This window comes from Paenibacillus sp. P4_E11, from assembly GCF_056401635.1.
On record NZ_JBFUIX010000254.1, the window covers coordinates 1 to 3,498 of the forward strand.

Annotated in this window: 5 protein-coding genes; all 5 read left to right on the forward strand. The window is 44.8% G+C overall.

Going from position 1 to position 3,498, the window contains the following annotated elements; genetic code table 11:
- Window positions 1-134: 134 nt before the first annotated feature.
- Window positions 135-914, forward strand: a complete 780-nt coding sequence (codY, locus tag AC1DWB_RS32325; protein WP_477545201.1) for a GTP-sensing pleiotropic transcriptional regulator CodY — start codon at window positions 135-137, stop codon at window positions 912-914.
- Between the two features lie 257 nt (window positions 915-1,171).
- A complete protein-coding gene (gene flgB, locus AC1DWB_RS32330) occupies window positions 1,172-1,576 on the forward strand; it encodes a flagellar basal body rod protein FlgB (RefSeq protein WP_477545202.1) in 405 nt (134 codons plus the stop codon).
- 2 nt (window positions 1,577-1,578) lie between these two features.
- The gene (gene flgC / locus AC1DWB_RS32335) at window positions 1,579-2,028 is read left to right on the forward strand and encodes a flagellar basal body rod protein FlgC (RefSeq protein ID WP_477545203.1); all 450 of its coding nucleotides are present in this window, start codon (window positions 1,579-1,581) and stop codon (window positions 2,026-2,028) included.
- 14 nt (window positions 2,029-2,042) lie between these two features.
- Window positions 2,043-2,351: a flagellar hook-basal body complex protein FliE gene (gene fliE / locus AC1DWB_RS32340; RefSeq protein WP_477545204.1), complete on the forward strand. Its 309-nt coding sequence runs from the start codon at window positions 2,043-2,045 to the stop codon at window positions 2,349-2,351.
- A gap of 44 nt (window positions 2,352-2,395) precedes the next feature.
- Window positions 2,396-3,498, forward strand: a 1,103-nt coding sequence (fliF, locus tag AC1DWB_RS32345; protein WP_477545205.1) for a flagellar basal-body MS-ring/collar protein FliF, incomplete at its 3' end; no start/stop codon positions are given.

The following is a 3,498-nucleotide window of genomic DNA, read 5'->3' on the forward strand; positions in this document are numbered from 1 at the left end:
ATAGCAGACATCGCCCAAAATCGAGATTTAAGCCAGTATATCTTATAACAATTGGGGCCCCCCGCAAAGTAATAGGAATATTCTGCGAAGATTCAACTTCACTTTGTGGGGAGTACTTAGAAAGGAGCAGGGTCATGAGTTTATTAGCGAAAACAAGAAGGTTGAACCGTCTGCTTCAGAAAGCAGCAGGAAACGCGGTTAGTTTTATGGAAATGTCAGAGGTGCTGAGGGATCTGATCGGCGCCAATATATTCGTAGTAAGCCGTAAAGGGAAAATACTCGGATACGCCATAGCCGATGAATTCGAGTCGGATCAACTTCGATCGATGCTAACTTCGGACAGACGCTTACCGGAGGAGTATAACAACATATTGAAAAAAATCGAGGAAACTTCCTCAAACCTAGACGATGACAGCCCTTATCATCGATTCACGGGTAAGATTCATGCTTTCTTCGAGCAGAGGGTGGTCACCATTATTCCTATTATCGGAGGCGGCGACCGCTTGGGCACGCTAGTGTTGACCCGTGCAGAGGACCCCTTCATAGATGACGACCTGATTATGTCCGAATATGGGTCTACAGTCGTAGGTATGGAGATCTTGCGGGAGCGTGCAGAGGAAGTAGAGATGGAGGCTCGCAGCAAAGCTGTCGTTCAAGTGGCGGTAAGCTCGTTGTCGTACAGTGAGATGGAAGCAGTCGATCATATACTAGAAGAACTGAAGGATAAGGAAGGACTGCTTGTTGCTAGTAAAATCGCCGATCGGGTTGGTATTACGAGATCGGTCATTGTGAATGCCCTGCGTAAGTTGGAAAGTGCAGGTGTCATTGAGACTCGTTCTCTTGGAATGAAAGGCACCTATATTAAGATATTGAATGATCAGCTTATTCAAAGCTTATCGAAAGCGAAAGTGTAACAAAGCGAAGTTTCATCCAAAATATTCATAAAAAGTTAATATTCGTAGTAATATGTGTGAAGCCCATCGGAAAGATAGGGCTTTTTCCTTATTGCAGGAAAGGCGAAATTTGTAGAAACTAATACTGGTTGATAGGTTACAAAAATAGACAAAATTCTATGTAAAATTTTCTTGAGATTTGGGGTAGAAAGAAGGAAATATAGTAGCCGTGTGGAATACATTAATATTATTCTTCTATTGAAAGTAGGTAAATCCATATGGTTTTGTGGAATAAACCAAGTCTTCAGATGATGGAGCGCACTATTGACGCCTCTACATTTCGACAAAAGGTCATTTCCAATAACGCAGCAAATGTCGATACGCCTTACTTCAAAAGGTCTGATGTAGTGTTCGAAGATTTGCTTGAGCAGGAACTGAAGACCCAAACGATTGAGGGCTATCGAACTGATTCCAAGCATATTCCTATAGGCCGTAAGACTACATCCATTGAGCCACAGGTCGTAACCGATGAGAAAACATTGATGAACAACAACTACAACAACGTCGATGTAGATTACGAAATGTCGCTGCTAGCGAAAAATCAGCTTCGCTACAACGTGATGGTTCAACAGGTTAATCATGATTTGAAGCTGTATCGCACAGCAATCAACGGAGGGCGCTAACGATGAGATTAACGAATGGGTTTGATATCAGCTCGTCAGCACTGACCGCCCAGCGATTCCGCATGGACGTAATATCTTCGAACATCTCGAATGCAGATACAACTCGAAGTAAGCTCGTCGGTGGGAAGTGGGYCCCCTACCAACGTAAGGTAATCACGATGGAAACGAAGCAGCAGTCGCCGTTCGCGGGACAATTGCACAATGCTATGCGCGAAGCGACAGGTGAGGGAGTGCGGGTATCACGAGTGTTCGAAGATACGGCTCCATTCAAGCAAGAATATAATCCTACTCACCCCGATGCGGATGAGAATGGCTATATACAACTTCCGAACGTGGACATTCTGAAGGAAATGGTAGACATGATGTCGGCCACGCGTTCCTATGAAGCGAATGTCACGGCATTGAATGCGACCAAAGCAATGATTAGCAAAGCGTTAGAAATCGGGAGATAACGGAGGGAAATTAGATGATAGAGAAGATCGGATTTTTGGCCAAACCGGCTGCTGCACCGGTAATGCCTAAGGAAGAGGGAACACTTGGAGCTGTCGATGTGACGAAGAGCTTCAGTTCGTTTCTAACCAATGCATTGGGTCAGGTTCAAGCCCAGCAGACTGTTACCGATGTATTGAATGATAAATTTGTCACTGGAGAATTGTCGGATGTTCATCAACTTACGATAGCCGCCGAGAGAGCTTCGCTCAGCTTGGAACTGACTGTTCAGATTCGCAACAAAGCGATTGAAGCGTATCAAGAGATCATGAGAACGCAAATATAGACGACTAACAAATCGTAGCAGAAGTTCTTTGGCGGGGTGACAAGGTGAACGAATCGATTGTCCAATATAAAGAGCGATTGACTCAATATTGGAAACAAGCAAGTAAAGTTCAAAAATATATGATTATTGGTACGATCGTTTTTCTTATCGCAGTTCTGATCTTGACCTCCATAAATTTATCGAAAACGGAGTATGCTCCCGCTTTCTCTAACTTGCAGCCGAATGATGCGGCGTCAATAAAAACCTATCTCGACGGAGCGAAAGTTCCCTACCAGCTAAGTCCAGACGGGAAGAGCATTAGCGTTCCGGCCAATCAGGCTGCGTCAATCAAGCTGGACGTGGAGTCGCAAGGGCTGAACAAGAGCGGCTCGCTTGGTTATAGTGGCACTTTCGGAGGAAATAAGACGTTCGGCATGTCGGACAATGAATTCAATGTGAAACTCATCAGTGCGATGCAGGGCGAAATTCAGCAAATGTTCAATCAGATTAATGGTGTGGGCAGCTCGAAGGTGCTGATCACGGTTCCCAAAGAGTCCGCATTCTTAACTACGGAGAAGCAGGAATCAACTGCGTCCGTTGTCCTTAGCATCCAGCAAGGTTACCGATTCGAACAGGCTCAAGTGGATACGATGTATAACTTGGTCGCTAAGACGGTTCCGAAGCTGAAGCACGAGAATATAACCATATCCAATCAGAACGGCGAATTAATGCCATATTCGAAGACGAATGGTGCCATTGCCAACACTTCGAACCAGATTCAACAGCAGTTCCAGATCAAGAACCAGTTTCAGAGCGATTTACAGAAAAATGTAATGCACCTATTGTCGACCATGATCGGCCCTAATAAAGTGGTCGTTAGCGTTGTGTCTACATTAAATTTCGATCAGAAGTCTAGCCAGCAGAAGATGGTCTCGCCTGTGAATCCTACTGACACGCTTGGAATCCCGATCAGTACGCAGAAGAATAATAAGTCATCCACATCAGACGGGGCTGCCAATGGCGGTGTACCAGGAACAGGCAATACAGATGTACCTACATATCAAGGAAACAATAGTGCCGGAGGCAAGTCTACTTCGGAGGAAACGAATGAAATTATTAATTACGAAGTAAACCGGATTACCAATGAAATCGTCTCGAGCCCTTTCAT